The organism is Myxococcaceae bacterium JPH2, from assembly GCA_016458225.1.
Taxonomy (GTDB): Bacteria; Myxococcota; Myxococcia; order Myxococcales; family Myxococcaceae; genus Citreicoccus.
Window position 1 is genome coordinate 1 of sequence record JAEMGR010000075.1, and the last position, 4,366, is coordinate 4,366.

Sequence of the window (4,366 nt, forward strand, 5' to 3'; positions counted from 1 at the left end):
CTGAACCCTCTCACGCGACAACTACCTTGACGCTCACCGGTTTCGCCATTTCGGCGCGTGCCGTTTCGAGGTCGGACTCCGGCGCTGCGTTGTTTTCTGGAGGTGGAGACGACCTTCAAGAAGCGCGGGTCTTCGATCCATACGAGCGCGGAGAAGCGCGGGATTGGAAGGCCGCGCAGGGGCGCTCGAGGTGCCGAAAACTAGCGACTGGGGAGGCTTGGGAACGCGTAGCACTTTGGCGAAGTACCACGCGCGCGGGCACTGCTTGTGGCGCTTGAGCTGAGAGACGCTCAACCGTTGGAGGACTCCTGCGACAACGGAGGGGCCGTGCTTGAGCGTGTCACCGGAGGAAGGCACCCCAGATAAATGGGTGCGGTTTCCGGGAGTGGTTCACGGTGCCCGCAGAATTCGAGTCCGAACTGAGCATGCCCGTGCGAGTCGTTGAGCATGCTCAGGTATCATTCGAGTGCTACGGGTTCTCACGCCAGCAGGTGCCGTAGAACTTCGCCACTGTATTAGAGACGTACCCGTTTGCGTCGACGACTCGGAATTCGATGTTCAGGGAGTAGTACGCCCCTCCCGTGTGAAATCCGATTGTGCAGCTGTCATAGTATGTGCTGCTGCCATTTTCCCATGAATCGGGAGTGCCGTCATAAGTGCGTCGCCACTGGTACGTGTAAGGCGGCACTCCGTTGCTGGCGCTGCCGGTGCAGGTGATGTTCCCCGATGGCCTAGCCAGGGTGCAGGTCATGGATGCGGATGGGGGAATGGTGACGGCTGCGGTGACGGTGTTGACTGAATCAGGCCCTCCTTCCTCGTTGGCCATGGGCTGACCGCAGGCTCCGAGCAGGGATCCTGCCGAGGCAATCACGGCAGCGTACTGAAGGCATTTCACGACTTTTCGGGGCGACATGGAGACTCTTTCTTGTGTGTTGACGAGGAAAACGGAAGCTGTGGCGACCTTCGGGCCTGAGCGTGTCACCGGAGGAAGGCACCCCACGTAGTTGGGGCGGTTTCCGGGAGTGGCTCATGGGGGCCGCAGGATTCGAGCCCGGACTGGGCATGCTCCTATGAGGTGCGGAGTATGCTCAGCTTGTGGATGGTGGAAAATGCTATGGATTGATTGGCGAGAGCGGATCCGGGTTGCTGCCCACGCAGCCGCGGAACAATGCCTCCGCGGTGTTTGATACGCTGTTGTTAGCGTCGGTTACAGTGAGGCGGACTTTAAGGGTGTAGTGGCTCACCCCTGATGCGAAGCGGTGGCTGCATACAGAGTAATACTTCGTGGCCGTTCCCGTGGTCGGGCCACCGCTCACCTCCCCATCCGGCCAGACGCTCACTGTCGACCACGTGTACTTGTACGGGGGCACACCGTTGCTTGCGCTGCCGATGCAATAGACTTTGGGATCTAGCTCGTAATCACATTCGACAATCGCAGCCGTTGGGGCACTGAGGGCTGTGACAGAGTTGTCCCCGTCGCTTGGGGCCTCCTCGTTGGCCATGGGCTGACCACAGGCGACGAAAAGGGCTGCTGCGGATGCAATGACGGCGCAAAGGGGAATGCGCTTAACGACACGCTCGAATGACATGGTGCACTCCTGCGAGGGTGTTGAACTGCGGGCGGAGTGTCCTTGAAATTCTAGAAAAGTCGATATGGCGGCTTGATGGTTGTTCCGTGATGGGTATGTTGTTCACGGCTCCTCGCAGTGTCCGGAAATAGACAGTGCAGAGCCGTGAATCCTGGTTCGGGCGAACGCCGTTCAAACTGGGCCCGCAGGCTCGTTCCAGTGCTGTCGCGCTTTTCCGTTGAGGCATTCCGCAGTTCGTCCGGCAGGTAGTAGATGAGCGGCCGGGGCCCGTCTCCCATCCGGCGCTGTCCGCGCGTGAAGTGCAGCGCCTTCAGGGCCGCGCCAATCTCCCGAGAGAGGCGCGGGTCCACCTGCGCGGGGTGGAGGGTGAATGCCTCGACTCCGACCTGAAGAATCGTCACGTCGGACGGGCGCTTGTCGGCCGGCATTTCCAGGAGCCACCGCAGGATGACTTCCTTCCGGCCGTCCCCGTAGTTCTCCTGTCGCAGCGAGGCTTGGTGCTCGGCCTCCTGAGCCGCTTCGTTGCTGAGCCACCACTCCTCGCCGCGCAGGAATCGCACGACGGCTTCGGCCCAAATCTGGTCTCGGTCCCTCGCGAGTGCGTCGGTGTCAATGCGCGTGCACTTCACCGGCCAGAAGCGACGATGGCCGGTCGGGTCGCGCAGGTAATCGTCATCGTTCGTTGTCCCAACAAGGACGCATCGCCGCGGTGCCCGCACGTTGGTGCGTCCATAGGACGGGCGGTAGGTGTCGTCCGTGCGGGAGATGAATGCCTTCAGCGCTTGGTCTTCACTCTTCCTGAAGGTGCTCAGCTCGGCCAGTTCGATGAACCAGTATTGAGAGGCCAACATCGCACTGTCTTTGTTCGTCACGTCGATTTGTGCGTCGCTGAAGAACTGCCCCGCGAGGATTCGGAACGCGGTCGACTTCCGCAACCCCTGCGCGCCCTCAAGAATCAGCATCGTGTCGACCTTGCATCCGGGACGCAGCGCCCGCGCGACGGCCGACAGGGCGAACTTCGCGCCCACGGCCCGCAGGTAGCCGGCATCCCCCTGCGCGCCGAAGTACGTTACGAACAGCTCGTCGAGTCGCGGCACTCCGTCCCAGGTGAGCCCGGACAGGTAGTCGGCGACCGGGTCGTAGCTGTTGCACTTGGCTACCGCGAGGAGCTGCTGCGCGACGGCTTGGGCCTTCGGTGCCAGGCCGAGTTGCCCGTAGGCGCTGCGCTGCATCCAGTTGGCCGCGAGCACATCCAGCGTTTCGAGGTCCACGCTGGGGCCGAGGGGGCCACCGTCGACTTCAAGGGCCTTCGTGACTTCGTTGAAGCGCAGGACGCCGCGCCACTCGGGCGAGCGGAGGAGGACGGTGAAGATGTTTGCTTCGCAGTTCCGCAGGCGCTTCCCGCCCTCCTTCGTCGTATCGATCAGCAGCTCGCGCTCCCATGCGTCGTCCGCGTCCAGGGCGGGGGCGGCTTCCGGGGCCTTCGTGCCGAGGGCCTCCCAAATGGTGGTGTTCTCGGCCAGCCGACCGGCATTCCGCGTGCGGCGGCGCTCCCGGTGGCGGCGCAGCTTGAGCGCGGCCTGCCGACACAGGTGCTCCGTTCCCTCGCCCCAGTCCATCGCCGCGAAGGACGCGCGGAACAGCTCGACGACCGCGGCTTCCGGCGTGTCCAGCGGGTGGGCGAATGCCGCGCATGACATCAGCGTGTTCAGCGCGTTGTCCTGCTCGCCAACCGGGGCCAGGGGCTCACCTGCGAGGACTCGCCGCACAAGGACGACGCGCTCGGGCTTCCGAATCTTGCGCAGGAGGGCGCGCAGCTCGTACAGGTCGGCTGACTCTGACGGTGTTGCTGGGGCACTGGGGCTCGCAGACTGAGCTTTCGCGAGCAGCGCGTCGACATCGAGTGGGACGCCTTCTCTCGTGAGTGCGAGTGGCTCGGTGCCGACCGGCGCGTCCGGCAGGTAGTAGATGCGCGCCAAGTCTTTGGTTGCCGGGTCGGAAGGGATTGCGAGCAATTGGATTGCTGCCTGTCTTACGGCAGGCCATTCGCTCGGGCGCACGGGCCGCGACAACGGCATGACGAGACGCAGGCAGTAGTCGTCAGGGGGTAGGTTGCTATGTGTCGAGTGAAGCGCGAAGGCGAATCCGTGCCGCTCGACTGAATCGAGGCACGAGAGCTGCTGCGCGGTCAGATGGTCCAGGTCGAACACAGCAGTGGCTATTGACATGCTCTGGGATTTTCGGACCGGCTGAAGCTTGAGAGGATGCCGCTCCGGGTACGACGGAGGCAGGCGGTGAAGAAGAGTCGGTTCAGCGAGGAGCAGATGGTCGCGATTCTGCGCGAGGCGGAGCGGACCTCGGTATCGGAGACCGCGAAGAAGCACGGAGTGAGTGAGCCGACGGTGTACGCGTGGCGCAAGCGCTTCGGGGGCATGGACGCCAACGACACGAAGCGGCTGAAGCAACTGGAAGCGGAGAATGCCCGGTTGAAGAAGCTGCTGGCCGAGCGCGACTTGGACATCGAGGTGCTGAAGGAAATCCAAGCAAAAGAATGGTGAGCGCCCCCGGGCGAAGGCAGCAGGTGGAGTATGCCCGCGCGATGGGGCTGTCCACCCGGCGATCATGCAGGCTGCTGCGGGTGGCGCGCTCGGCACTGGGGTACGAGTCCCAGAAGACACAGCGGGAGAAGCCCGTGGTGAAGCGGATGCGTGAGCTTGCCCTGCAGTACCCGAGGTACGGCTACCGTCGCATCCGCATCTTCCTGGGGCGCGACGGGC

The 4,366-nt window shown here is 63.4% G+C and carries 3 protein-coding genes and 1 pseudogene; 2 read left to right on the plus strand and 2 right to left on the minus strand.

The features are described from left to right. Positions 1–213: 213 nt before the first annotated feature. Positions 214–357 (minus strand): annotated as a pseudogene (locus tag JGU66_36125) (PD-(D/E)XK nuclease family protein). 1,282 nt (positions 358–1,639) lie between these two features. Continuing rightward, a complete protein-coding gene (locus JGU66_36130) occupies positions 1,640–3,817 on the minus strand; it encodes a DNA primase (GenBank protein MBJ6766204.1) in 2,178 nt (725 codons plus the stop codon). Between the two features lie 66 nt (positions 3,818–3,883). On the opposite strand from JGU66_36130, the gene JGU66_36135 reads away from it, so the two are divergent. Beyond that, positions 3,884–4,147, plus strand: coding sequence for a transposase (locus JGU66_36135; GenBank protein ID MBJ6766205.1), 264 nt, complete (start codon positions 3,884–3,886; stop codon positions 4,145–4,147). Then, positions 4,141–4,366, plus strand: a 226-nt coding sequence (locus JGU66_36140; GenBank protein MBJ6766206.1) for an IS3 family transposase, incomplete at its 3' end; no start/stop codon positions are given. The genes JGU66_36135 and JGU66_36140, both read left to right, overlap by 7 nt.